Origin of the sequence: Pseudomonas putida, assembly GCF_028682475.1 — a bacterium.
Classification (GTDB): domain Bacteria; phylum Pseudomonadota; class Gammaproteobacteria; order Pseudomonadales; family Pseudomonadaceae; genus Aquipseudomonas; species Aquipseudomonas putida_AG.
In genome coordinates this window covers 104,837-124,242 of the sequence record NZ_JANHLE010000013.1, presented here as the reverse complement: position 1 = coordinate 124,242, position 19,406 = coordinate 104,837, and the positions used below count along the sequence as shown (strand labels likewise).

Sequence of the window (19,406 nt, the reverse complement as noted above, 5' to 3'; positions counted from 1 at the left end):
CTCTTACTCCTCTGCCCCAGCAGCTGAATGCATACTCACGTCCATCCCTTCGGTACCGGCCGCTTCTTTGCTCTGCTCTTTTTCGTGGACCGGCCGACCGCGGTTCATGCCTTCGTACTTGTCGACGATGGACTGGAACTGCTCAGGCGAGGCCACGCTGTACAGCGCGACTGGATTGTTTTCGCTAGTTTTGGCCAATGCCGCATATTCAGCCGCATCCAGCTGTTTAGGCGATTGCTTGACTTCGTTCACCCATGCCTCGAAATCGGCCTGGGAAGTGGCAGTTGCCTTGAACTTCATACCGGTGAAGCCAGCACCGCTGTAGTTCGCCGAGATACCGTCGAACTCGCCGTTCTCGTTGGCGATCAGGTGCAGCTTGGTGGTCATGCCCGCCATCGCGTAGATCTGGCCGCCCAGGCCCGGAATGAAGAACGAGTTCATCACCGAGTCGGAGGTCACGCGGAAGTTGACCGGGGTGTTGGCCGGGAAGACGATCTTGTTGACCGTGGCAATGCCTTGTTCCGGGTAGATGAACAGCCATTTCCAGTCCAGGGCAACCACGTCGATCTGCACCGGCTTCACGTCGGAAACCAGCGGACGATACGGGTCCAGCTCGTGGGTGGTCTTGTAGGTCACATAGCCCAGGGCAATGATGATCAGGACCGGGATGGTCCAGACCGCCACTTCGATCTTGGTCGAGTGCGACCAGTCTGGGGTGTAGGTCGCAGCCTTGTTGGAAGCGCGATACTTCCAGGCGAACGCGATGGTCATGAAAATGACAGGAATCACCACCAGCAACATCAAGCCGGTAGCGATGAGGATAAGGTTCTTTTGCTCAATGCCGACCTGGCCCTTCGGGTCGAGCAGGGTCCAGTTGCACCCACTGAGTAAAAGCATGCCTAAAAAGGGCAGAATGCCAAACAGTCTGGGGTAACGCTTTTTACTCATCTCACGACCTCTAGAGCAGCTTGCTTCAATGCAATTTGTGTTTTGGTCGCCAACACTTCGTCCTGCCAAGCGTCAGCATTTATGGGATCGAATACGGTCATGCCTTGAGGCCAGCTGCGGCGGCTCGGCATAAACCGGGTATTACGGTGTTTATTGTTTTGACTTCGTAGGCAACAGGCCTGTGTTCAGACCAATTCCATTTGGTGCGGGAAATCACGGAGGGGGGTCAGCCCGGCATCGCCGCAGGCGATGCTCGTCAGAGTCAGCAAAAAGAGCCCTGAAGCTCCTTTAATCCTGCGACTCGCAAGCGGTGCCGAACGGAAATTGGGGGCGATTGTAGATAGGTCGTCATTCAATGACTATGACTAATTGAGCAACAGTCTTTTACAGAATTGACAACAATCAAGCCTGAAAAATCAGTTTCGCGACAGTTTGTCGCACCCCGCTCAATACCCCTGAAACCCTTGTATTGCAAGGGCTCAGGCTTGATCTAGGTCAATGCAGGTGCGACATTGAATGAAAGTTCCATTGCACGTCAGACTTGCATCAACACGTGACTTTTGTCTAAGGCTTGCGGCGGTTGCGGTAGATGCCCAGAGGCACCAGAACAGCCGTCAGGATAAAGGCCAGCAATGCCCATTGCGCCAGGGAAAGTCCCATTACCGGTGGGTACGGCGTGGAGCAGAAGCCATCGACCTGGAACACCAGCGGCAACAACGACGCCAACGGCAGGCCGTCGACGATCGGTTGCAGGGTATCGATGCCACAGCTGACCGCCGGGTTGGCGAGGATATACACATGGTTGCCGGCTGCAGCAATGCCGCCAATGGCACTCAGAACGACCAGGCCTTCGAGGACGGTCAGGCTGCGGCGTCCGGGCATGGCAGCGCCAATGAAGGCAAACACGGCAATAAACAGCAGCGCATAACGCTGCAGGATACACAGCGGGCAAGGCGCCTCGCCGAGCACGATCTGCATGTACAGGGCACCGCCGATCAAGGCCAGGCAGATCACCCCCAGCAGTACCAGAAAGCGCCGTTCCCGGTTCAGGCGCGATGTTTGCTCGTTCATTGCATATCCTTGGTTGACTGAATGGCTCGACTGCCTGCGCGCAATTCTACACGCTCAACAAGACCTTTAAGAACGGTAAAAGTGCCGCGCCAGACTCGTTCAGGCCGGCCTGGCTGGCGACGCTCAGCAGAATGCTGAATTGCCACTATCTTAGTCCTGTGGATTACCCTATCATTAACACTGTACAAATAAACAGTATCGAGCACATCGATAATCAAAAGGCATGTGAGGTGATGAATGGCCGTCGAAGTGGTATACCGCAGCAGCCGCGATCTGGAGCGCTTGTTCATGGATAAAGCCGAAGCTGACCGTCACGACAAGATGCTCGAACTGGCCGAGCTGCTCGCCGAGGTCCTGAAAAAAGCCGTACCGTCGCTCAGCGAACAACAGGTCGAGGACGCCGGCATCTATATGGCCAAGAACCGCGACGTATTTGCCAAGGCGTTCAAAAGCCAGCCAGACGCCTTGTCCGAGTTGCTCGCCGACACTGCCGCCGAGTAACCCCGTCAGCTGTAGATCAAGCGTTCGGCAAGCATCTGCGCTACCCGTGCAGGTGAGCGCTTTTCTGCCTGGGCGTGGGCAAACACTTCGGTCAGCCGTGATGGAATGCGCGCCAGGTGCGCGGTAATGGTGCCCAGGTCCTCGCCACTGTGCTTGAGCGCCACGTAGATCAGGCCACCGGCATTGATGACGTAGTCAGGTGCATAGAGGATCCCGCGGCTTTCCAGTTGATCGGCCACCTGCAAGGTGGTCAGCTGGTTGTTGGCCGCCCCCGCCACTGCCGCACAGCGCAGCTGCATCACACTCTGACCATTGAGCACCGGCCCGACGCCGCACGGGGCGAAGATGTCGCAGGGTGTGCTGATCAGCATCTCGTTGGCTACCGGTCGGGCATTGAACTGCTCGATGGCCAGTTGCACCCGCCCCGGGTCATGGTCGCTGACCAGCAACTCGGCGCCAGCAGCATGTAACTGCTCGGCCAATGCATAGCCAACGTTTCCCAGCCCCTGCACAGCCACGCGCAATCCTTCGAGGTTGTCGCTGCCCAGGCGTGCCATGGAGGTGGCGCGAATGCCGGCGAACACGCCCATGGCAGCATGCGGCGAAGGATCGCCCGCTGCCGTGGTGCTGGTGACATGCTGGGTACTCTGGGCAATGCAATCCATGTCCAGCGTCGAGGTGCCGCTGTCTACTGCCGTGATAAAGCGTCCTTGCAACGTCTCGACAAAGCGACCAAAGGCCTCAAACAAGGCCGCGCGGTTTTCCACATGCGGGTTGCGGATGATCACCGCCTTGCCGCCCCCCAGTGGCAGGCCAGCCAGTGCGGCTTTGTAGCTCATGCCCTGGGCCAGGCGTATGGCATCGATCATGGCGCTGTCATCGTCTGGATAGGCCAGGTAACGACAGCCGCCCATGGCCGGTCCCAGGTGCTCGCTGTGAATGGCGACCACGGCTTTCAGACCGGTTGGCGGGTCGACGCACAGGTGCAGCGATTGCGTGCGAGTGCTTTGCATCAGCGCGAACATCAGCGGGCTCCTCAGTGAGGTGCTGATCCCAGTATAGGCCGCGCTTTGCCGAATGATGACAACACCCGGACCACTGGACGAAAGGCCTGGCCAGCGCTACAAAATAAGCTTGAGCGGAGATTTTCATGAACCCACGCCAAGCCTGTATCGCCTGCCTGGAACGTGATCCGGTTGCCTTGCTGGAGGCCGCGCTGTGGGTCGCCGCCGAACATGACAGCTGCGTTCAGCCCCAGCTGATCATGCTTGAAGTCAAAACACTACAACAGGAAGTCAGCGCCGGCCTGCCGATGCTGCCGCTCAGCGAGCTGGCCCAGCCGCTATTGCGCCGTCTCAATGCGCTGGGGTTCCAGCAGGATGAATACCACCCGATACGCCCACAAGCGGCCTTGCTCGACAAGGTGCTGGAGCGGCGGCGCGGCCAGCCACTGGCCCTGGCCTTGCTGACCCTGGAATTGGCGCGTGGCTTGTCGATTCCGCTGGAAGGGGTGAATTTTCCCGGGCATTTTCTCTTGCGCGTACCCGGTGCCGACCACCTGCTCGACCCTTGCGGTGGCCGCAGGCTTTACCCTGCCGACTGTCGCGAACTGCTCGGCCGCCAGTTCGGTCCGCAATTGCAGCTCAACGCCGATCACCTGCTCACCGCCACGCCCAAGCAGATGCTCCAGCGCCTGTCACGCAACCTGCGCCAGCTGCATTCAACCCACGACGATGACCTGGCAGCACTGAAGGACGCCGAACGGGTGCTGCAACTGGGCCCGGCCACCGCCAGCGACTACCTGGCCCGTGCCACCCTGTACCAGCACCTGGACTGCCCCCAGGCCGAACGCTACGACCTGGAGTACGCGCTGCTGCTCAGTGACGATCCGATCCAGCGCCTGCGCCTGACGGAGCGGCTGGGGCAGTTGCATCAACCGCCCCCCTCGGTGCACTAGCCATCAGCGCTCAAGGCGCGTCGGGCTGTTTTGCCGGATGAGCCTGGACAAACGCCGGGTGCTCCTCGGCCAATGCTGCGACGCGGCGGATACGCGGGTAGTCGGCGAGGCTGATATTGAAGCGCTCTGCGGCATACAGCTGCGGAATCAGATAAACATCTGCCAGTCCGGGCTCTTCACCAAAGCAAAAGCCGCTATCACCGATCAGGTGCTCCACTGCCGCCAGCCCCTGGCTGATCCAGTGCGCGATCCAGGCATTGACCTGCTCATCGTTATGGCCCAACCCGCGCAGCTGATTGAGCACACTGACGTTGTGCAGCGGATGCACATCGCACCCGATCAGCGCCGCCACGCCACGAACCTGGGCGCGCAGCACAGGCTCCTCGGGCAGCAGCGCCGGCTGTGGATAAACCTCCTCCAGGTACTCGATGATCGCCGGTGACTGCACCAGCAGTTCACCGGAGTCGATCCGCAAGGCCGGCACCCGGCCCTGGGGATTGAGCGCGAGGAAATGTTCCTCGCGCTGCTCGCCCTTGAGCAGATTGACCGGCACGTACTGGTACTCAAGCTGCTTGAGCGCCAGGGCGATCCTTACCCGATACGACGAGGTCGAGCGGTAGTAGTTGAACAGATCCATGGCCCTGCCCTCTTACCTGGCTGGAAGAATCTTGCCGCGGCATTCACCGAAACCGATCGATGCCACACCCTCACGCACGCAACGGGCACGCAGGATGATCTCGTCACCGTCCTCGAGGAACTTGCGCACTTCACCCGACGCCAGCTGCACCGGCTCTTTGCCGCCCTGGGTAATTTCCAGCAGGCTGCCGAACTGGCCAGGCTGGGCGCCCGACAAGGTACCGGAACCAAACAGGTCACCCGGCTGCAACTGGCAACCGTTGACGCTGTGGTGAGCGACCATCTGCGCGACGGTCCAGTACATGCTTAAAGTATTGCTCAAGGTCAGGCGGTGGGCCGGCAGGTTTTGCTCGCGCATGCGCTCGGTCAGCAGCAGCACTTCCAGCTCGATATCAAACGCACCGGCCGCCTGGTCGCGTTTGTCCAGCAGGTACGCCAGCGGCTGCGGATCACCGTCAGGGCGCGATGGTTGAGCGCAGCGGAAAGGCTCCAGCGCTTCGGCGGTCACCACCCAAGGAGACACCGTCGAGATGAAGCTCTTGGACAGGAACGGGCCGAGTGGCTGGTATTCCCAGGCCTGGATATCACGGGCCGACCAGTCATTGAGCAGGCAGAAACCGGCAATGTGCTCGGCCGCTTCGGCGACCGGAATCGACTCGCCCATCTCGTTGCCCTGGCCGATCCAGATGCCCAGTTCCAGCTCGTAGTCCAGGCGCGCGCAGGGGCCGAAGCTTGGCTCGCTCTGCCCGGCTGGCAGGGTCTGGCCTTTGGGTCGGCGCACGTCGGTGCCGGACGGGCGAATGGTCGAAGCACGGCCGTGATAACCGATCGGCACGTACTTGTAGTTGGGTAGCAGCGGGTTGTCCGGGCGGAACAGCTTGCCAACGTTCTTGGCGTGCTCAATGCCGACATAAAAGTCGGTGTAGTCGCCGATCCGGGCCGGCAAGTGCAGTTGGCACTCGGCGCTGGCAAGCAGCAGTGGCTTGAGCGCCGCCTGATGTTCGCTGTGCTCGCCGAGCAGTTGCAGCAGACGCTCGCGCAGTGCCACGCGGGCAACACGGCCCAGGGCAAAGTAAGCATTCAGGGCGCCACCACGGGTCGCCTCGACGGCGGCACGCGCCTGGCCCTCGAACAGACCGGCAGCCAGCGCGCCTTCAAGGTCGAGAATCGCATCGCCAATGGCCACGCCGCAGCGCTTGGCCTGATCCTTGTGCGTGAAGATCCCCAGCGGCAGGTTCTGCAGCGGAAAATCGCGATGCCCGTTGGCGTGTTCGACCCAACTGCGGGCAATGGCGGACTGATTCATGGGTTATCTCCGATTCGGGGTGAAGGTGCTCGGCAACGAGGCCCAGCAACTATCGTAGTCGGCCTGCAGCTGCGGGCACTCAAGGGCATGGCGGCTCGGACGCAGCACCTGGCTGGTCTCGAACATGAAGGCCATGGTGTTGTCGATCTTGTTCGGCGCAAGGTCGACGGCGATGGCCTTGGCGCAGGTTTCCGCATCCGGGCCATGGGCGCTCATGCAGCTGTGCAGGGACGCGCCGCCGGGCAGGAAGCCTTCGGCCTTGGCATCGTATTCGCCCTTGATCAGGCCCATGAACTCGTTCATCAGGTTGCGGTGGAACCAAGGCGGGCGGAAGGTGTTCTCGGCCACCATCCAGCGTGGCGGGAAGATCACGAAATCGAGGTTGGCCATGCCCGGCACACTGGTCGGCGAGGTGAGCACGGTGAAAATCGACGGGTCCGGGTGGTCGAAGCTGACCGTGCCGATGGTGTTGAAACGGCGCAGGTCGTATTTGTACGGCACGTTGTTGCCATGCCACGCGACCACGTCCAGTGGCGAATGATTGAGCTCGCAGCCCCACAGCTCGCCGAGAAACTTCTGCACCAACTGCACTGGACCCTGATGGTCCTCATAGTGCGCGACCGGTGCGAGGAAATCTCGCGGGTTGGCCAGGCCGTTGCTGCCGATCGGTCCCAGGTCCGGAATGCGCATGGGTGCGCCATGGTTCTCGGCGATGTAGCCGCGGGCCTGGCTGTCGAGCAATTCGACACGGAACTTCAAGCCGCGCGGAATCACGGCGATTTCCAGCGGTTCGACGTCCAGCACACCCAGTTCGGTGACCAGGCGCAGGCGGCCCAGCTCCGGCACCAGCAGCAGTTCACCGTCGGCGTTGAAGAACACCCGCTGCATGGAGCGGTTCGCGCAGTAGTTGTAGATGCTGATACCGGCAGGTTTCTCGCTGCCGGCGTTGGCCGCCATGGCGACCCAGCCATCAATGAAGTCGGTCGGCTCGCTCGGGATAGGCTGCGGGCTCCAGCGCAAACGGTTGGGCGTCACCGCGCCCAGCGGGCCACCGGCCAACTGCCGCTCCAGACGCTCGAAGCGTGGATGCAGGGCCGACGGGCGAATGCGATACAGCCAGGTACGGCGCATCTCGCTGCGGGTCATGGTGAAGGCGGTGCCGGAGAACAATTCGGCATACAGCCCGTAAGGCGCCTTTTGCGGCGAGTTCTGCCCGACCGGCAGGGCGCCGGGCAAGGCTTCGCTGGCGAATTCGTTGCCGAAACCGCTCAGATAATCGAGGACGGGGGTACTGTCGAGGTTCATCGAGCCTCCGGGCCCAGTGCAGGCCGGTTGATGGCAGTTGGCTGCGCGCCGTTCACGCTAGCAACACTTCTGCGTTATTTTTATCGTAATTACATTACGCATAACGTAATTTGATTGACGAAGACCGTCAAGCTATAAAGACGCCCACCTGGACTACCCGGATCGAATGCACCATGGCCAAAGCCAGCTCCCCCGCCGATAGCGCCGGCAAACAGAAGGTCCGCTCGGCCGAAGTCGGTACCGATATCCTCAAGGCCCTGGCGCAGCTGTCACCCTCGACTTCCCTGTCGCGCCTGGCCGAACATGTCGACATGCCGGCGAGCAAGGTGCATCGCTACCTGCAGGCGCTGATTGCCAGCGGGTTTGCCGAACAGAATCCGGCCACCAACCACTATGCGCTGGGCCGCGAAGCCTTGCGCGTGGGCCTTGCGGCCCTGGGCGGGATGGACGTGCTGAAAGTCGCCGCCATGCCGTTGTCGCAGTTGCGCGACGCACTGAACGAAAGCTGCTTTATTGCCGTCTGGGGAAACCAGGGGGCAACCGTGGTCAATATCGAACCGGCAGTCCGCGCGGTGACCGTCGTGACCCAGATCGGCTCGGTGCTGCCCCTGCTCAGCTCCTCGACCGGGCTGGTGTTCGGCGCTTACTTGCCGGCGCGTGAGACTGTCGAACTGCGTGACCAGGAGCTGGCTGCCCTTGGGCACAGCGCCAGCGACTATGAGGCGCTGTTCGCCACTATCCGTCAGCGTGGTCTGCACCATGTCCATGGCTTGCTGATGCCCGGCGTCGATGCCCTCTCGGCGCCAGTGTTCAATGCCTTTGGCCAGATTGTCGCGGTGTTGACCGTGGTCGGCCCGACGTCGATCTTTCATGCCGACGAAGAGGGCCCGGCTGCGCAGCAATTGATGGCAGCGGCGAACATGATCAGCTGGCGCATGGGCTATGAAGCAGCCCAGTGAATTGCTTACAAAGGCTCACACTCATTCACAGGATGCTGCGCTAGTGTGAGCAACGCCGCACTGTTGCCAGCAGCGCAACAGTGAATGTCACAATTGGCTATTTTTCCTTCCGGGTCAGCCGCTTATCCTGTTTGCAGCTGGACCGCGCCATCACTGGCAGCCGCTCTGGCCCGGGCATTTCAGGCGTGTACACCCCGCCTCCCGGCATCGGGTTCACCGACGTTGATTTTGAAGCTCCTTGATCTACGTCTTACTTGGCCGCTGCACTGCAGCGGCCTTTTTTATGGCTACCCGGTGAGATCAATCATCCGCATCGTCAAAGTGAAACCGATGCAACAGTCGATGCGCGACAGGCGCCAGGATCAAGCCGATACTGGCGACAAACACCAACCCGACATACAAACCATAACCGGCAAAGAACAGCTTGCCGCCAATGCTCTCGGGCAAGATCACCGGCCCTACCCCACCCAGCAGCAAGGTGGCATTGAAGATTGCATCGTGCAGGGGAATGTGCGGTTCGAAATACAGGTGCCCGAGCACGCCGAAAAGGATCGAAGCGATCAGCAGCAGGCAGGCTGCCAGGCCATGGCGCAGCAAGCGAAAGCGGAACTGGCGGGACGAAATGACCGCTTCGGTTCTGGACTCGTACATCCTTTGTACTCCTGCATCGATCATGGCCGCCCAGCATAGGGAAGATCGTTCGGCGACCACAACCTCAGACAGTCTTGGCTAGCGGGAAAACCTCTGCAGATTGGCCATCATCTGCTGCAACGCCTCGAGGGTGTCACGCGGGTGTACGGCATCAGTAAAGTCGCCAATTGCCTGCCAGTTAGCCGCAACATCCTCTGGGCTAAAGCCGTGATGCGGGTTGAAACCCACGCCCAGGCTACGCTCCCAGCGTACTTTGCCGACCCAGCCGCCACCCACTTCGTACAGACCGCCACTGTCCTGGCATTGCTCGCTGCCCAGGTACACCACCAACGGGCTGACCAGTTCCGGCTTGAGCTGCTCGAATACCTGCGGCGGAATCAACCCTTCAGTCATACGGGTACCACCGGTGGGAGCGATGGCGTTGACCAGAATGTTGTGTTTGCGTCCTTCAATGGCCAGGGTTCGGGTCAGACCATACAGTCCCAGTTTGGCCATGCCGTAGTTGGCCTGGCCGAAGTTGCCATAGATACCTGAGGTCGAGGCGGTGAAAATCACCCGGCCCCAGTTCTGCTCGCGCAGATGCGGCCAGGCCGCACGGGTCACTTTATAGGCGCCTTCGACATGTACCTGGTAGACCTGCTCCCAGTCGCTGTCTTCCATCTTGTGAAAGGTCTTGTCACGCAGGATCCCGGCATTGTTGATCAGCACATCGACCCGGCCAAAGCTGTCCAGTGCCTGCTCGACAATACGCTGCCCGTCGGCCACCGAGTCGTGGTTGGCCACTGCCGTGCCGCCGGCTTCACGAATCTGCGCCACCACCCGGTCGGCCGCAGAAGCGCTGGCGCCTTCGCCGTGGGTCGAACCGCCCAGATCGTTGACCACAACCCGCGCACCGTGGCGGGCAAACAGCAAGGCATGCGCCCGGCCCAGGCCGCCGCCAGCTCCGGTGACAATCACCACTTTATCGTCCAGGCGCACAGAATCGCTCATGCTCAACACTCCAGGGAATTCAGCGAGGTATGCCCGAGTGTCGGCCAGCGCCAGTCATCGCACAATCAAGCGGGCACAGGGTGAATGGCAGGCGATAAGGCTGGAAGATGATGCAACGGGCCCGGCTCCTCAGGACCAGGCCATCATTTGCGCAACCGGCTGCACTGACTGCTGGCGAAAAGCCAGATAGTGGCGCAGCACCTGTACCGGCGCTTCGGTATGGGGGTAATGGCCGATGCCTGGCAGCAGCACGGTGTCGGGATTGGGCACCAGCTCCCGGTAGCGTTCGTGCATGTGGGCGCCGGAAACCGGATCGACCGCACCATTGATGAAACGCAGCGGCACGCCTTCTTTTTGCAACGCGCCGACCCAGCGTTCGCGCTGCACCGCACGTTCAGGCACGTAGCACACCAGCTTGTGCAGGATCCGCGTGCCACGGTTCGAGGCCACCAGGCTCCAGTAGTCATCCAGCGCGCTTTCGCTGGGATGCGTGCACGGCCCGTAGATCTGGGTGACATGGCGCACCAGGTCATCGCGCCCGAACGAGCGCGCCACCAGCCAGCCCAGACGACTGAGCAACAACTTCTGGATCAGTAACGCCCGATGGCACTCGGGAAACAGCCCGCCATTGAGAAACACGCAGCTGGCAATGTTCGCCAGCCCTTCATGGTGGCGCGCCAGCAACTCCTGGGAGACGCTGTCACCATAATCATGGGCGAGCAGGTGCACCGGCTGATCGACCTTCAGGTGGTCAAGCAAGGCCTGCTGCAGATCGGCCTGCTCGATCAGGCTGTAGGTGTGCTGCACAGGCTTGGCCGAGTCGCCGAAACCGAGCATGTCACAGGCGATCACCCGGTACCGCTGGGCCAGAGGCGTCCACAAGTAATGCCAATCCCAGCTCGCCGTGGGAAATCCGTGGATAAGCAGCAGCGGCTCGCCTTGCCCTGCCGTCCAGTAGCGAATGGTCTGACCGCGGAAGGTAAAACTCAGGCCTCGGGTACGCCAGACACACAATGGAATCTCGGCCAGAGACATCAGCGTGGCCTCGCGAAATTGCAGACTGTCGTGTTGAGCAAGGCATCAGTTGCGATCATTGCAATCACCTCGGCACATTCGTGTGCTCTACTGTGGTGCAGTCTAGTCAGCACCCAGGCAAAGGTAAGTTGCATTGGCAGCCAGCTTATTGACTCTGTGAGTCAGGCGGCAAAATAGTGTGCTGTTTCACACCATCAAGGTCAGCAGCGGCGCCGCACACAGGTTGAGCAACCCGGTCAGGACCATCACCAAACCGGCCACCGAGCCCTCCTCGCCGCCCACTTCATGGGCCCGGCTGACCCCGGCACCATGTGCCCCGACGCCAAACAGCGCGCCACGGGCCAGGGGCGTGCGCAACGGCAGGAACTTGAGCAATACGCCGCCGAACATGGCGCCCAGCACCCCGGTAAACATCACGAAAACCGCTGTCAGTTCCGGCACCCCACCCAGATCGCGGGCCAGTGGCATGGCAAAGGGCGTGGTGATCGAACGCGGCAACAGCGACAGGCTCACCGCGCTATCCAGCGACAGCAGCTGCGCCAGGCCCCAGGAACTGGCAATCGAGACCGCACTGCCCACCAGCATGCCCAAACTCAAGGCCGGCCAGTGACGCGCCAGCAATGCCCGCTGCTGCCAGATCGGCACGGCGAAGGCCACCGTCACCGGCCCCAGTACCGACATCAACCAGTGCGTGTCGCGCGCATACTCGGCATAGGCGGTGTTCAGCGGGACGGCAATCGCCAGCAGCACCAGCGGCACCAGGATCAGCGGCGACAACAGGTAACGGCCGGTACGCCGGTACAACCAGCGGCTGCCCAGATAGGCCAGCAGGGTCAGCGCCAGCCAGAACAGCGGCATCGGCTCAAGTGTCATGGCGCATGCTCCAGCGGCACACCCACTCCACGGTCAGCGCCGTCAGCACCATGACCAGCAAGGTGCTGACGCCGATCACCAGCAGGATCCGCCAGCCCTCATCGCGCAGCAGGCTGCCATAGTCGAGCAGGCTCATCAGCGCAGGAATGAAGAACAGCAGCATTTCAGCCATCAGCAAGCCAGCGCCGAGCTGCAAGGCCGCCGGTTTCAACCAGCCCAGGGCGAACGCCAGCAACAACAGCGCCAGGCCCATGACCCCGGCCGGGATTGGCCAACCCAGCCAGGCTGCCAACTGACCACCGAGCCAATAAAGCACAAGGAATACCGCCAGCTCGACGAGCAGGCGCAGGAGACGTTTGACGGGTGTGGGTTTCATCGCGGGGGACCTCTTCAGAACTGTATTCTAAAAGTCCCTGCGCCACGCTAAAAACGAATTGTTAGACTGACTTCCATTCCACAATGGAATTCCGCTCATGGAACTCAAACAGCTCCGCAGCTTCATTGAAGTGATCCATCGCGGTGGCTTCACCCAGGCCTCGCACACCTTGCACATCAGCCAGTCGGCGGTCAGCAAGCAGGTGGCCCAGCTGGAACAGGACCTCGGCGTGCCGCTGCTTGAACGTCAAGGTTCACAGCTGCACCTGACAACCGCCGGCAAGATCGTCCTGGAACGCGGCGAAGCCATGCTGCGCCTGCACCAGGAGTTGCAGACCGAACTCGATGACCTCAGCCAGCTGGAACGCGGAGAACTGCGCCTGGGCCTGCCGTTGCTGGGCAGCGACGTGCTGTTTGCCCGGCTGTTCGCCGAGTACCGCCGACGTTACCCGAACATCACCATTCACCTGCTTGAAGGCGGCAGCCGGAATGTCGAGCAGGCGGTACTGAGTGGCGAGCTTGAACTGGGTGGCAGCCTGACCCCGAACGACCCGGCGTTCGCCTTCCAGCCGTTCTGCAATGAAGCGCTCGATGCCCTGCTGCCCATCGCTCACCCCCTGGCCGGGGCCGGTCAGGTCAGCCTGGCGCAGTTGGCCGATACGCCGTTCCTGCTCTATCAGCGCAGCTTTGTGCTCAATGACCGACTGCTCAATGCTTGTCAGCAATTGGGGTTTACCCCAAAGGAAGGCGGGCGCAGCGGCCAGGCCGACTTCCTCGCCGCCCTGGTCGCCGCAGGCCAGGGCGTTGTTCTGCTGCCAAGCGTGGTGGCGCGGGCCCTGGAACGCCCCGGGGTGGTGCGCCTGACCCTGAGCGAAGCGACCGACCTGCGCTGGGACATCGCCTTCATCTGGCGTCAGGGCGCTTACCTGTCGCGGGCCGCCCAGGCCTGGCTGCAATTGCTGCGCGAGCAACCGCAGGTGGCGTGATCAGCCGCGCAGCTTGCCGATCAGCTCAGCCAGCCAGGGCTCGGCGTCGGTTTCCGGGGTGACGGTTTCGCTGGCATCGAGACGCAGCATCGGCTGCACTTCGTTGATGCCCAGTTCGGCAAACAGTTCACGCATCTGCTCACCGCCGCCACAGAACGTGTCGCCGTAGCTGGAGTCGCCCAGGCCGATCACCGCACCGGGCAGACCACGCCAGGCGGCGGGCAGCACGTCACGCATTTCGCTGAACAGTGGCAGCAGGTTGTCGGGCAGCTCACCCATGCCGGTAGTCGAGGTCACCGCCAGGAAGGCTTCGGGGGCAAAGCCCTGGAGGTCTTGCAACGTGGCGCGGGCAGCGTGCCAGGCCTCGAATCCTGCAGCCTTGAGCAGCGATTCGGCATGCCGTGCGACTTCTTCGGCCGTACCGTAGACCGAACCGGAAAGGATGACGACTTTCATACTGGGTTCCGTAACTGAGTAAAAACGTAGGATACTAGCATTCGACACTGGCAAAAGGCCTCATTCCTCGTGTGAGGTCCAGATCAATCATCTAGAATCAGCCTCCGTGCCCATTCACCTACCTTGCGGATCTCACCGATGATCAACGCCACACTGCTGCAACGCATGATTGATGCCTCCAACGACGGCATTGTGGTCGCTGAACAGGAAGGTGACGACGACACCATCCTGCTCTATGTGAACCCGGCATTCGAGCGCCTGACCGGTTATGACGCCAACGACATCCTCTACCGCGATTGCCGTTTCCTGCAGAACGACGACCGTGACCAGGCCCCGCGAGCCCTGATCCGCGAAGCGATCAAAAGCGGACAGCCGAGCCGGGAAATCCTGCGCAACTACCGCAAGGACGGCAGCGCCTTCTGGAACGAGTTGTCGATCACCCCAGTGCTCAATGAAGCCGACAAGCGCAAGTACTTCATCGGTATCCAGAAAGATGTCAGCCGTCAGGTCGAGGCCGAACAGCGGGTGCTCGAACTGGAACGCGAACTGGCACAGGCGCGGGCACGCATTGCCGAACTGGAAGGCGACGAACGGTAAAAACCAAAACGCCGTTTGGCTGTCCATGACGGTGAAGATTTGCATTCACAACTGACATTTTCGAGTTCGACCATGCAAGCAAGTGCCCTCCTGACCCAGGACGAGCTGGACTTCATCAGGTCCATGCAACACACCTCACAGCCCTCAGCGGCTGAGTCGGTGTCGCGCCTGATGGTCAATGGCGGCAGCGAAATCAAGGACCTGCTGACCCGGCTGATCGCCCAGGAGCAGGTCACCTTGCAGGCGCAATTCGACAACCACCAGATGACCTTTCCCCTGCACCTGGTCGAGGACGAGTTCCATTCCCTGCAGCTGCAACTGGGCGCACCGCACATCTATGAAGAAGGCCCGATGGTACGCCCGTGGCGCCTGACCCTGGATTCGCCGGTGGCGCTGGAAGACGAGCTGGGCCTGAGTACCGGCCTGTGGGTAAAGGAAATTTCGTTCAAGGGTGTGCTGGTGGAATGCCGTGACCAGCCCAAGCCGCCGAGCACGTTCGACCTGTGGTTCGCCCCCGACAATTGCGCGCCCATCGCCTTGCATGGCGTCCTGCAGCGGCGTACCGGCAAGAGCCTGGCCGCGTACAACCTGAGTGAGAGCAAGCACTCGGAGATCGAGCGGCTACGCGAGTACATCCTCCAGGCCCACCGTCAGGCCCACCCGGAGTTGCACCCTCAGCTGTCCAGGTGACCGGCCAGGTACTGCTGCAAGCGCCGACGCATCAAACGCCCTTCACTGCCCAGGCACGCGACTTGCGAGCCGATCAGGCTATCCTGGGCCAGGTCAGCAGCCTCCCCTGCCAGCAGTAACGGACACTCCAGTGCCAAGGCCAGGCGGGCCAGACGCTTGGGCAGGTCCTGCGCCGGGGCGTGATTGGAGAACAGCACCAGGGCATGCGGATTCATGCGCTCGCAGACCAGGCTGAGTTCTTCCACAGGCTGACCCAAGCCCAATACCGTCACGCCGATTTCACTGGTGCCGAGCAACAAGGCCGTCACCAGCAACTCCAGCTCGTGGCAATGCCCGGGAATCGCCGCCAGCACCACCCTGACCTCTTGCTGGTCAGCAGACAGCTGCAAACGCTGCAGTACCCGCCCACGCAGGAAACCGTCGAGAAACAGCCATTCGCTGAGGTGGCCGAAGGCGTCCTGAGTGCAACGCAATTCCTGCCAGACCGGCAAGAGGATGTCCTGGAATGCCACCACCAGTGGATAACTGCTGAACACCTGGCCGTAGACCTGCTCCAGACGCCGCTCATCGAACGCTCTGACCACCTGGCGCAACTGCAGCTGCCATTGTTTGAAGTCGTCCTGGGAAGCCTGGCTGTGCACCGCTTCAGCCTGCGGTTTAAGGCTTTGGCTGCGGGAGAGAATCTTGCCGACCTTGCTGACCGCCACCCCCCGCTCGATCCAGCCGAGAATATTACGGACTTCATCGATATCGGCTTGGGAATACAGCCGGTGCCCACTTTCGGTGCGCGTCGGCTGAATGAGCCCATAACGGCGCTCCCACGCGCGCAAGGTGACCGGGTTGATGCCTGTCAGACGCGAGACTTCGCGAATGGGGAACAGCTCCTCATGAGCGAGATCACCGGGATTCAACGAAGGCTGGGCAGGTTCAAGCATTGCCGGAAAACCACGATTCTTGAGGGATGACGGCCATTCTACTCCGCGCAGTAGGTAGCGACCATTGGCATTTGTTCGGGCTGGCAACGCCTCAGCACTGACGAGTCAGGTTATTTCAGGAATAATCCGTGCCCGCTTTTTGCATGCAAGCAGATGCCGTCCACCACCCCGGACGCATGCCATGGGCCGGCCACCCGCCACGCCCAGTTGCCAGGAGATACACAATGTCTACCCCACCCGTTACCTTGATGGTGACGCGCCGTGTCGCCCAAGGCCGTTATCAGGATCTGATGAGCTGGCTGCACGAAGGCGAACAACTGGCCACCGACTTCACCGGCTACCTGGGCTCCGGCGTCCTTGCGCCACCGCCGCAGGGTGACGAGTTTCAGATCATCTTCCGCTTCACCAGCGAGCAGACCATGCAGGCCTGGGAGCACTCGGCCTCGCGCAGGGCCTGGCTGGATCGTGGCAACGGCCTGTTCGAGCAACCGCAAGAGCTGCGCGCCAGCGGCCTGGACGGCTGGTTCGGCAGCAATCCGGTGCATCGTCCGCCGCGCTGGAAACAAGCCGTGGCAATCTGGCTGGCGTTCTTTCCGGTCTCGCTGTTGTTCAACCTGCTGTTCGGCCACTGGCTCAGTGCCCTCGACCTGGTGCCACGGATCCTTCTCAGCACCCTGGGGCTGACGCCGATGATGGTGTATTGCTTCATTCCGCTGTCGACCCGCTTGCTGGCCAACTGGCTCAATGCCCCGACGCGCGGCTGTGGGCCGCAGGGTGCGCGCAACCCGGCCTAGTTCGGGTATGCTGGGGGTTATCCAAGCGAACCTGTAAAAGTTGACTGCCCCCACCATGAACAGCCCAATTCTTGTCACCGGAGCCAGCCAGCGAGTCGGACTGGCGTTGGCCCTGAACCTGGCGCAGGCCGGCCATACCGTGGTCAGCGCCAGCCGTAGCAAAAGCCCTGAGGCTGCGCACCCGAACATCATCCAGTTCCAGGCCGACCTGTGCCGCGAAGAAGACCGCCAGGCCTTGATCGAGCACCTCAAGAGCAACTATGACGGCCTGCGGGCAATCATCCACAACGCTTCGTTGTGGCTCGATGACGATCTGGCCAACCTCAACACCATGTTCAAGCTGCATGTCGAAGCGCCCTATCACCTGAACTTGGCGCTGGGCGAGCAACTGCTGAAAATGGCCAAGGCCGATATCATCCACATCTGCGACGAGACCTCCTCGCGCGGCAGCAAGAGTCATATCGGCTATGCCGCCACCAAGGCCGCGCTGCAGAACATGGTGCTGTCTTTCGCGGAAAAATACGCGCCGGTGGTCAGGGTCAACGCAATCCTGCCGGGGCTGCTGATCCTCAAGGAAAACAGCGACGAAGCCTATCGGCAGCAAACCCTGAAGAAGGCCTTGCTGGAATTCGAGCCCGGCGCTCAACCGCTGATCGAGGCGGTGCAGTTCCTCCTCGACAGCCAGTACAGCACCGGCAGCAACGTGGTCATCAACGGTGGCCGCCACCTGAAAAACCGCATCGCGGTAGACTGAATTGTCCTTGTCACGAGAACGACCATGAACGACCAACAGAAACTCGAGCTCGAAGCCGCGGCCTTCCGCCGCCTGGTGGCTCACCTGGACAGCCGCAAGGATGTGCAGAACATCGACCTGATGAACCTTTCCGGCTTCTGCCGCAACTGCCTGTCCAAGTGGTACAAGGCTGCGGCCGACGAGCGTCAGATCGAGCTGAGCATGGACGAGGCCCGCGAAGTGGTCTACGGCATGCCTTACACCGAGTGGAAAGCCCAATACCAGAAAGAAGCCAGCGCCGAACAGCAAGCGGCGTTCGCCAAAGGAAAGCCCAATGACTGATCTGAACACCCTGCGCAGCAGCCTGAAGTCCGGTGAGCATCAATTCGCCGACACCCTGGCGTTCATCGCTGCGAACTACGATTACCAACCGCAAGCGTTCAACAACGGTGGCGTGGAAAACGCCGCCGGGCAGAACGAAGGTTCGTGCAAGACCCTGGGCCTGGCCCTGCTTGAAGGCCTGAGCGATGAAGAAGCGCTGCTGGCCTTCGGCGAACACTACCGCTCGGTACTGGCCACCCCAGAAGGCAGCGACCACGGCAATATCCGCGCGCTGATCAAGCATGGCCTGGCCGGGGTGAAGTTCTCCGCCCAGCCGCTCAAGGCTCGTCAGGCGTAATCAAGCGTCCCGGCGTACCTTCGGCCAGTTGCCCCTGCTGCAACCATTGCAGGGCAATTGGCCAGAGCCGAGTTTGAAAGCGATTGTGGAAAAAGGCGAAATGGCCGATCTGCACTTCGTCGATATCGCCAGGTGCAATGCGCAAATGGCTACGCGGGCTGGACCTGAAGTAACCCAGTAGCCGCTCGATCGCCGCGACCGTGCCAAAGGGATCGTCGGTCAGACTGATCGCCAGCGTCTGTGCTGTCACCTGAGCAAACGGCAAATCATCCAGTGCCTTGCCGCTGGGGCGCAGCTCGTAAGCCGCCGTCAGCGTGCTCCAGTCCTTCACCACCCCGGCCGGCGTGTCTTCCAGCCAACCCAGGCGCTTGCCGGGGAAATAGCCAAATACGCGAGTCAGCAGCGGCATCAACACGTGCCACTTACCGAACAGCTGCCAACGGCTGTCCGCGGCGTAATCACGCCAGTAGGCAAACTGCGCCCCCACCGTGACCAGCCTGCGTACTTGCACGGACGACGCCGCCAATCCCGCCGCACAACCACCAAAGCTGTGACCGACGACATCGACCGGTTGCCCCGGAAATTCCCGGCCAGCACGCTGCAGCATCGCCTCGAAGTCCAATCTGCCCCAGTCGGTCCAGGACGCCTGGAAGTGACGCATGGACGCCGGGCGCGACTCACCGATGCCGCGATAGTCATAGGTCATGACATCGAAGCCGTGGCTGAACAGGTACTGGGCAAAGCGGGCGTAATAGCTGCAGCGCACCGAAGTGGCCGCGTTGATGATCACCACCGGGCGCGTGCTGTCCGGCAGCGGGTGGCGCCAACAAAAGCCGCCAAGGGGATAACCATCGCCTGCACGTTCACAAAATGCCTGTGCGGTGTTGCTGGCGGCTGGCAGAGGAGGAAATGTTTCGAGGCTGCTCATA

General features: G+C 61.4%; 24 protein-coding genes. 10 read left to right on the top strand and 14 right to left on the bottom strand.

What is annotated here, in order from left to right; genetic code table 11:
* Positions 1 to 3: 3 nt before the first annotated feature.
* The gene (gene cyoA, locus NPS47_RS13460) at positions 4 to 948 is read right to left on the bottom strand and encodes a ubiquinol oxidase subunit II (protein ID WP_038614564.1); all 945 of its coding nucleotides are present in this window, start codon (positions 946 to 948) and stop codon (positions 4 to 6) included.
* A 564-nt stretch (positions 949 to 1,512) separates the two neighbouring features.
* Positions 1,513 to 2,019 carry a disulfide bond formation protein B gene (locus tag NPS47_RS13455; RefSeq protein ID WP_274295406.1) on the bottom strand — a complete coding sequence of 169 codons (507 nt, stop codon included), beginning with the start codon at positions 2,017 to 2,019 and terminating at the stop codon, positions 1,513 to 1,515.
* 237 nt (positions 2,020 to 2,256) lie between these two features.
* Here NPS47_RS13455 and NPS47_RS13450 point away from each other — a divergent pair, with 237 nt between their 5' ends.
* On the top strand, positions 2,257 to 2,520 hold the full coding sequence (locus tag NPS47_RS13450) for a YebG family protein (protein WP_157194130.1): 264 nt from the start codon (positions 2,257 to 2,259) through the stop codon (positions 2,518 to 2,520).
* A 5-nt stretch (positions 2,521 to 2,525) separates the two neighbouring features.
* Here NPS47_RS13450 and NPS47_RS13445 read toward each other — a convergent pair whose 3' ends face one another.
* Positions 2,526 to 3,545 carry a Leu/Phe/Val dehydrogenase gene (locus tag NPS47_RS13445; protein ID WP_274295405.1) on the bottom strand — a complete coding sequence of 340 codons (1,020 nt, stop codon included), beginning with the start codon at positions 3,543 to 3,545 and terminating at the stop codon, positions 2,526 to 2,528.
* 125 nt (positions 3,546 to 3,670) lie between these two features.
* Between NPS47_RS13445 and NPS47_RS13440 the strand changes: the two genes are divergently transcribed.
* The gene (locus NPS47_RS13440) at positions 3,671 to 4,477 is read left to right on the top strand and encodes a SirB1 family protein (RefSeq protein ID WP_274295404.1); all 807 of its coding nucleotides are present in this window, start codon (positions 3,671 to 3,673) and stop codon (positions 4,475 to 4,477) included.
* A 10-nt stretch (positions 4,478 to 4,487) separates the two neighbouring features.
* Here NPS47_RS13440 and maiA read toward each other — a convergent pair whose 3' ends face one another.
* Genes maiA through hmgA form a run of 3 tightly spaced genes read right to left on the bottom strand, consistent with a single transcriptional unit; the run spans position 4,488 to position 7,724 of the window.
* The gene (maiA, locus tag NPS47_RS13435) at positions 4,488 to 5,114 is read right to left on the bottom strand and encodes a maleylacetoacetate isomerase (protein WP_274295403.1); all 627 of its coding nucleotides are present in this window, start codon (positions 5,112 to 5,114) and stop codon (positions 4,488 to 4,490) included.
* A 12-nt stretch (positions 5,115 to 5,126) separates the two neighbouring features.
* Positions 5,127 to 6,419 (bottom strand): fumarylacetoacetase, encoded by a 1,293-nt coding sequence (fahA, locus tag NPS47_RS13430; protein ID WP_274295402.1) that lies wholly within the window; start codon positions 6,417 to 6,419, stop codon positions 5,127 to 5,129.
* Between the two features lie 3 nt (positions 6,420 to 6,422).
* Complete coding sequence (gene hmgA, locus NPS47_RS13425) at positions 6,423 to 7,724, bottom strand: homogentisate 1,2-dioxygenase (RefSeq protein ID WP_274295401.1); 1,302 nt, start codon at positions 7,722 to 7,724, stop codon at positions 6,423 to 6,425.
* Between the two features lie 173 nt (positions 7,725 to 7,897).
* Between hmgA and NPS47_RS13420 the strand changes: the two genes are divergently transcribed.
* A complete protein-coding gene (locus NPS47_RS13420) occupies positions 7,898 to 8,683 on the top strand; it encodes an IclR family transcriptional regulator (RefSeq protein ID WP_274295400.1) in 786 nt (261 codons plus the stop codon).
* 300 nt (positions 8,684 to 8,983) lie between these two features.
* On the opposite strand, the gene NPS47_RS13415 is transcribed toward NPS47_RS13420, so the two are convergent.
* The 5 genes from NPS47_RS13415 to NPS47_RS13395 all read right to left on the bottom strand — a co-directional run bounded on the left by NPS47_RS13415 (position 8,984) and on the right by NPS47_RS13395 (position 12,608).
* Complete coding sequence (locus tag NPS47_RS13415; RefSeq protein ID WP_274295399.1) at positions 8,984 to 9,334, bottom strand: hypothetical protein; 351 nt, start codon at positions 9,332 to 9,334, stop codon at positions 8,984 to 8,986.
* Positions 9,335 to 9,412: 78 nt separating this feature from the next.
* A complete protein-coding gene (locus NPS47_RS13410) occupies positions 9,413 to 10,324 on the bottom strand; it encodes an SDR family oxidoreductase (RefSeq protein ID WP_274295398.1) in 912 nt (303 codons plus the stop codon).
* Between the two features lie 129 nt (positions 10,325 to 10,453).
* Positions 10,454 to 11,359 (bottom strand): alpha/beta fold hydrolase, encoded by a 906-nt coding sequence (locus NPS47_RS13405; protein WP_274295397.1) that lies wholly within the window; start codon positions 11,357 to 11,359, stop codon positions 10,454 to 10,456.
* 186 nt (positions 11,360 to 11,545) lie between these two features.
* Entirely contained in the window at positions 11,546 to 12,232 is a 687-nt protein-coding gene (locus NPS47_RS13400) for an LrgB family protein (RefSeq protein ID WP_274295396.1), read from the bottom strand.
* Positions 12,222 to 12,608, bottom strand: a complete 387-nt coding sequence (locus NPS47_RS13395) for a CidA/LrgA family protein (RefSeq protein ID WP_274295395.1) — start codon at positions 12,606 to 12,608, stop codon at positions 12,222 to 12,224. Before NPS47_RS13395 ends, NPS47_RS13400 begins: the two co-directional genes overlap by 11 nt.
* A 97-nt stretch (positions 12,609 to 12,705) precedes the next feature.
* On the opposite strand from NPS47_RS13395, the gene NPS47_RS13390 reads away from it, so the two are divergent.
* Positions 12,706 to 13,593 carry a LysR family transcriptional regulator gene (locus NPS47_RS13390; RefSeq protein ID WP_274295394.1) on the top strand — a complete coding sequence of 296 codons (888 nt, stop codon included), beginning with the start codon at positions 12,706 to 12,708 and terminating at the stop codon, positions 13,591 to 13,593.
* Here NPS47_RS13390 and NPS47_RS13385 read toward each other — a convergent pair whose 3' ends face one another.
* A complete protein-coding gene (locus NPS47_RS13385; protein WP_274295393.1) occupies positions 13,594 to 14,049 on the bottom strand; it encodes a flavodoxin in 456 nt (151 codons plus the stop codon). It lies immediately after the preceding gene.
* 138 nt (positions 14,050 to 14,187) lie between these two features.
* On the opposite strand from NPS47_RS13385, the gene NPS47_RS13380 reads away from it, so the two are divergent.
* Together NPS47_RS13380 and NPS47_RS13375 are read left to right on the top strand one after the other, a co-directional pair.
* A complete protein-coding gene (locus tag NPS47_RS13380; RefSeq protein ID WP_274295392.1) occupies positions 14,188 to 14,646 on the top strand; it encodes a PAS domain-containing protein in 459 nt (152 codons plus the stop codon).
* Positions 14,647 to 14,718: 72 nt separating this feature from the next.
* Positions 14,719 to 15,336, top strand: a complete 618-nt coding sequence (locus tag NPS47_RS13375) for a hypothetical protein (protein WP_274295391.1) — start codon at positions 14,719 to 14,721, stop codon at positions 15,334 to 15,336.
* Here NPS47_RS13375 and NPS47_RS13370 read toward each other — a convergent pair.
* Positions 15,321 to 16,271, bottom strand: a complete 951-nt coding sequence (locus NPS47_RS13370) for a MerR family transcriptional regulator (RefSeq protein ID WP_274295390.1) — start codon at positions 16,269 to 16,271, stop codon at positions 15,321 to 15,323. The genes NPS47_RS13375 and NPS47_RS13370 overlap by 16 nt on opposite strands.
* A gap of 224 nt (positions 16,272 to 16,495) precedes the next feature.
* Here NPS47_RS13370 and NPS47_RS13365 point away from each other — a divergent pair, with 224 nt between their 5' ends.
* The 4 genes from NPS47_RS13365 to NPS47_RS13350 are packed head-to-tail and all read left to right on the top strand — an operon-like array spanning position 16,496 to position 18,477.
* The gene (locus NPS47_RS13365; RefSeq protein WP_274295389.1) at positions 16,496 to 17,065 is read left to right on the top strand and encodes an antibiotic biosynthesis monooxygenase; all 570 of its coding nucleotides are present in this window, start codon (positions 16,496 to 16,498) and stop codon (positions 17,063 to 17,065) included.
* A gap of 55 nt (positions 17,066 to 17,120) precedes the next feature.
* Positions 17,121 to 17,819, top strand: a complete 699-nt coding sequence (gene folM, locus NPS47_RS13360; RefSeq protein ID WP_274295388.1) for a dihydromonapterin reductase — start codon at positions 17,121 to 17,123, stop codon at positions 17,817 to 17,819.
* Between the two features lie 24 nt (positions 17,820 to 17,843).
* The gene (locus tag NPS47_RS13355; RefSeq protein WP_274295387.1) at positions 17,844 to 18,140 is read left to right on the top strand and encodes a DUF1244 domain-containing protein; all 297 of its coding nucleotides are present in this window, start codon (positions 17,844 to 17,846) and stop codon (positions 18,138 to 18,140) included.
* A complete protein-coding gene (locus tag NPS47_RS13350; RefSeq protein ID WP_274295386.1) occupies positions 18,133 to 18,477 on the top strand; it encodes a HopJ type III effector protein in 345 nt (114 codons plus the stop codon). The genes NPS47_RS13355 and NPS47_RS13350 overlap by 8 nt, the downstream gene beginning before the upstream one ends.
* On the opposite strand, the gene NPS47_RS13345 is transcribed toward NPS47_RS13350, so the two are convergent.
* Positions 18,458 to 19,405 (bottom strand): alpha/beta hydrolase family protein, encoded by a 948-nt coding sequence (locus NPS47_RS13345; protein WP_274295385.1) that lies wholly within the window; start codon positions 19,403 to 19,405, stop codon positions 18,458 to 18,460. The two genes, NPS47_RS13350 and NPS47_RS13345, sit on opposite strands and share 20 nt — an antisense overlap.
* Between the last annotated feature and the right edge of the window lies 1 nt (position 19,406).

What these genes read in the sequence shown, in the direction of transcription:
- cyoA (WP_038614564.1), bottom strand. Translation starts at nt 948, where the DNA reads ATGAGTAAAAAGCGTTACCCCAGACTGTTTGGCATTCTGCCCTTTTTA.
- NPS47_RS13455 (WP_274295406.1), bottom strand. Translation starts at nt 2,019, where the DNA reads ATGAACGAGCAAACATCGCGCCTGAACCGGGAACGGCGCTTTCTGGTA.
- NPS47_RS13450 (WP_157194130.1), top strand. Translation starts at nt 2,257, where the DNA reads ATGGCCGTCGAAGTGGTATACCGCAGCAGCCGCGATCTGGAGCGCTTG.
- NPS47_RS13445 (WP_274295405.1), bottom strand. Translation starts at nt 3,545, where the DNA reads ATGTTCGCGCTGATGCAAAGCACTCGCACGCAATCGCTGCACCTGTGC.
- NPS47_RS13440 (WP_274295404.1), top strand. Translation starts at nt 3,671, where the DNA reads ATGAACCCACGCCAAGCCTGTATCGCCTGCCTGGAACGTGATCCGGTT.
- maiA (WP_274295403.1), bottom strand. Translation starts at nt 5,114, where the DNA reads ATGGATCTGTTCAACTACTACCGCTCGACCTCGTCGTATCGGGTAAGG.
- fahA (WP_274295402.1), bottom strand. Translation starts at nt 6,419, where the DNA reads ATGAATCAGTCCGCCATTGCCCGCAGTTGGGTCGAACACGCCAACGGG.
- hmgA (WP_274295401.1), bottom strand. Translation starts at nt 7,724, where the DNA reads ATGAACCTCGACAGTACCCCCGTCCTCGATTATCTGAGCGGTTTCGGC.
- NPS47_RS13420 (WP_274295400.1), top strand. Translation starts at nt 7,898, where the DNA reads ATGGCCAAAGCCAGCTCCCCCGCCGATAGCGCCGGCAAACAGAAGGTC.
- NPS47_RS13415 (WP_274295399.1), bottom strand. Translation starts at nt 9,334, where the DNA reads ATGTACGAGTCCAGAACCGAAGCGGTCATTTCGTCCCGCCAGTTCCGC.
- NPS47_RS13410 (WP_274295398.1), bottom strand. Translation starts at nt 10,324, where the DNA reads ATGAGCGATTCTGTGCGCCTGGACGATAAAGTGGTGATTGTCACCGGA.
- NPS47_RS13405 (WP_274295397.1), bottom strand. Translation starts at nt 11,359, where the DNA reads ATGTCTCTGGCCGAGATTCCATTGTGTGTCTGGCGTACCCGAGGCCTG.
- NPS47_RS13400 (WP_274295396.1), bottom strand. Translation starts at nt 12,232, where the DNA reads ATGACACTTGAGCCGATGCCGCTGTTCTGGCTGGCGCTGACCCTGCTG.
- NPS47_RS13395 (WP_274295395.1), bottom strand. Translation starts at nt 12,608, where the DNA reads ATGAAACCCACACCCGTCAAACGTCTCCTGCGCCTGCTCGTCGAGCTG.
- NPS47_RS13390 (WP_274295394.1), top strand. Translation starts at nt 12,706, where the DNA reads ATGGAACTCAAACAGCTCCGCAGCTTCATTGAAGTGATCCATCGCGGT.
- NPS47_RS13385 (WP_274295393.1), bottom strand. Translation starts at nt 14,049, where the DNA reads ATGAAAGTCGTCATCCTTTCCGGTTCGGTCTACGGTACGGCCGAAGAA.
- NPS47_RS13380 (WP_274295392.1), top strand. Translation starts at nt 14,188, where the DNA reads ATGATCAACGCCACACTGCTGCAACGCATGATTGATGCCTCCAACGAC.
- NPS47_RS13375 (WP_274295391.1), top strand. Translation starts at nt 14,719, where the DNA reads ATGCAAGCAAGTGCCCTCCTGACCCAGGACGAGCTGGACTTCATCAGG.
- NPS47_RS13370 (WP_274295390.1), bottom strand. Translation starts at nt 16,271, where the DNA reads ATGCTTGAACCTGCCCAGCCTTCGTTGAATCCCGGTGATCTCGCTCAT.
- NPS47_RS13365 (WP_274295389.1), top strand. Translation starts at nt 16,496, where the DNA reads ATGTCTACCCCACCCGTTACCTTGATGGTGACGCGCCGTGTCGCCCAA.
- folM (WP_274295388.1), top strand. Translation starts at nt 17,121, where the DNA reads ATGAACAGCCCAATTCTTGTCACCGGAGCCAGCCAGCGAGTCGGACTG.
- NPS47_RS13355 (WP_274295387.1), top strand. Translation starts at nt 17,844, where the DNA reads ATGAACGACCAACAGAAACTCGAGCTCGAAGCCGCGGCCTTCCGCCGC.
- NPS47_RS13350 (WP_274295386.1), top strand. Translation starts at nt 18,133, where the DNA reads ATGACTGATCTGAACACCCTGCGCAGCAGCCTGAAGTCCGGTGAGCAT.
- NPS47_RS13345 (WP_274295385.1), bottom strand. Translation starts at nt 19,405, where the DNA reads ATGAGCAGCCTCGAAACATTTCCTCCTCTGCCAGCCGCCAGCAACACC.